Here is a 2,279-nt window from a genome sequence, read left to right on the forward strand (position 1 = left end):
CCGCGGGAGCGCACGCCGGAAGAGGCGCGCGCACGCATGGCCGCGTACCGCAGCGGCTGGTTACGCGGCGGCGGCCTCCCCGCGGGCCGCCCGTACGGCGGTGAACCCGGCGGCGAGCCCCGGGAGCCGGACGAGACCGCGCACACGTCGAGGGAAGGAGACCGCTCATGATCGAGCCGGACACCGTGCACACGAAGAGATCCGGAGGACTCGACTGGCTGCTGGACGACCTCGTCAGGCGCGTCGCCGACGTGCACCACGCCGTGGTGCTCTCCGGCGACGGCCTCGCGGTCGGCCACTCCAGGACCCTCTCCCGCGAGGACGCCGAGCACCTGGCGGCGGTCGCGTCCGGCTTCCACAGTCTCGCCAAGGGCGCCGGGCGGCACTTCCGCGCCGGGGGCGTACGGCAGACCGTGGTCGAGATGGACGACGGCTTCCTCTTCGTGGCCGCGGCCGGGGACGGCTCCTGTCTTGCCGTCCTCAGCACCGCCACCGCGGACATGGGCCTGGTCGCGTACGAGATGGCCCGCCTGGTCACGCGGGTGGGCGAACACCTATACACCGCTCCGCGAACGGCCGCAGCGAAGCCGCGGAATCCGGGCTGAGCACGGCGGTGACACGTTATGACTGAAGATATGAGTGGCACCCCTCCGCACCACGGCAGTCACTGGTACGACGCCGAGGCCGGCCCGCTGGTCCGCCCGTACGCGATGACCGGCGGCCGGACCCGGCCGGTGACGACCACGGTGCGGTTCGACCTCATCGCGCTCATCGACCTGGAGGAAGAGGCGCTCGATGCGGCGGGGAAGGAGGCCGAGGCGTTCGGACCCGAGCACCGGGCGCTCGTCGACCTCTGCCGGATCGAGACCCAGTCCGTCGCCGAGCTGGCGGCGGAGACCGACCTGCCGGTAGGAGTGGTACGGGTGCTCCTCGGCGACCTGGTCGAACTCGGCTGCGTACGGGTCAGCAGGCCCGTACCGCCGGCGCAGCTTCCCGACGAGAAGATCCTGAGAGAAGTGATCGATGGACTCCGCGCCCTCTGACCGCAGGGTCGACGACGCGCTGGCGCTGAAGATCCTCATCGCCGGCGGCTTCGGGGTGGGCAAGACCACTCTGGTCGGCTCCGTCAGCGAGATCCGTCCGCTGCGCACCGAGGAGCAGTTGAGCGAGGTCGGCACCGCCGTCGACGACACCGGCGGCGTGGACGAGAAGACCACGACCACCGTGGCGATGGACTTCGGCAGGATCACGATCCGCGCCGGGCTCGCGGTCTACCTCTTCGGCACGCCCGGTCAGGACCGCTTCTGGTTCCTCTGGGACGAGTTGGCCACCGGCGCGCTGGGCGCGGTGGTGCTCGCCGACACGCGCAGGCTGCAGGACTGCTTCCCGGCGGTGGACTACTTCGAGCACCGCAGCATCCCGTTCATCGTTGCGGTGAACTGCTTTCCCGAGTCGCGTAGTTACGGCGCCCACGAGGTCGCCCGTGCGCTCGACCTCGACCAGGGCACTCCCGTCGTGCTGTGCGACGCCCGCGACCGCGACTCGGGGAAGGAGGTGCTGATCAGGCTGGTCGAGTACGCGGGGCGGGTGCACACCTCCCGGCTGCTCGACCCGGTCGGCTCCGAGCCGGTGGGGTGAGCGCGGCACGGCCGCGGGGCCGGCGCGCCGGCGGGTGTCACTCGGCGACGCGGGCCTCGGAGACCACCTTCTCGATGGCGACGCGGACGAGGAGTTCGCCCGGGACGGCGTTGCGCGCGCCGTAGGTCTCGGCGAGCTCCTCGTCGACGTAGCGGGCGGCGATGACCGTGGCCCAGTGGCGCATCGCGTCGAGGTCCTCGCTGAGCCGGGCGCGGCCCGACAGCACGGCGAACGAGTACGGCATGCGCTCGTCGTCGACGCAGAGGGTGGCGCGGCCGTCGCGCGCGAGGTTGCGGCCCTTGACGGTGTTCGCGCCGGTGTTGAAGACGAAGTCGTCGCCGTCGAGCACGAACCAGATGGGAGCCAGGTGGGGGCTGCCGTCGGCGCGGACGGTGGCCAGCTTGCCGGTGCGGGTGCCTGCGGAGACGAAGGTGCGCCACTCTTCGCCGGTCATCTTTTCGCCCATGGGGGCACGTTATCCACAGGGGGAGGCGGGGCGGGGAGCGACGCGCTAAGGTCGTCACTGAGAGTAATCGAGATGGGGCTCTTCGAGCGACGACGGGGGAGATGGCCATGGTGGTACGGACCGATGCGGGCACGGGTGCGCAGTCAGGCGCGGGGGCAGGTGCGCGGGCAGGTGT

The 2,279-nt window shown here is 71.5% G+C and carries 4 protein-coding genes; 3 read left to right on the forward strand and 1 reads right to left on the reverse strand.

Annotation, left to right across the window (positions count from 1 at the left end; translation table 11 throughout):
• Positions 1-167: 167 nt before the first annotated feature.
• From H5J30_RS28085 to H5J30_RS28095, 3 genes are read left to right on the forward strand one after another with little or no spacing between them, the layout of a single operon-like run.
• Positions 168-605: a roadblock/LC7 domain-containing protein gene (locus H5J30_RS28085; protein WP_181790097.1), complete on the forward strand. Its 438-nt coding sequence runs from the start codon at positions 168-170 to the stop codon at positions 603-605.
• Between the two features lie 18 nt (positions 606-623).
• The gene (locus H5J30_RS28090; protein ID WP_181790098.1) at positions 624-1,043 is read left to right on the forward strand and encodes a DUF742 domain-containing protein; all 420 of its coding nucleotides are present in this window, start codon (positions 624-626) and stop codon (positions 1,041-1,043) included.
• Positions 1,024-1,638 (forward strand): GTP-binding protein, encoded by a 615-nt coding sequence (locus H5J30_RS28095; protein WP_181790099.1) that lies wholly within the window; start codon positions 1,024-1,026, stop codon positions 1,636-1,638. Before H5J30_RS28090 ends, H5J30_RS28095 begins: the two co-directional genes overlap by 20 nt.
• 37 nt (positions 1,639-1,675) lie before the next feature.
• On the opposite strand, the gene H5J30_RS28100 is transcribed toward H5J30_RS28095, so the two are convergent.
• A complete protein-coding gene (locus H5J30_RS28100; protein WP_181790100.1) occupies positions 1,676-2,104 on the reverse strand; it encodes a PPOX class F420-dependent oxidoreductase in 429 nt (142 codons plus the stop codon).
• Positions 2,105-2,279 lie beyond the last annotated feature (175 nt).

The sequence above is a fragment of the Streptomyces phytophilus genome (assembly GCF_013870535.1).
Lineage (GTDB): Bacteria > Actinomycetota > Actinomycetes > Streptomycetales > Streptomycetaceae > Streptomyces > Streptomyces phytophilus.

Bases quoted from the DNA above. Each gene is read 5' to 3' on its own strand.
- H5J30_RS28085 (WP_181790097.1), top strand. From the start codon at position 168: ATGATCGAGCCGGACACCGTGCACACGAAGAGATCCGGAGGACTCGAC.
- H5J30_RS28090 (WP_181790098.1), top strand. From the start codon at position 624: ATGACTGAAGATATGAGTGGCACCCCTCCGCACCACGGCAGTCACTGG.
- H5J30_RS28095 (WP_181790099.1), top strand. From the start codon at position 1,024: ATGGACTCCGCGCCCTCTGACCGCAGGGTCGACGACGCGCTGGCGCTG.
- H5J30_RS28100 (WP_181790100.1), bottom strand. From the start codon at position 2,104: ATGGGCGAAAAGATGACCGGCGAAGAGTGGCGCACCTTCGTCTCCGCA.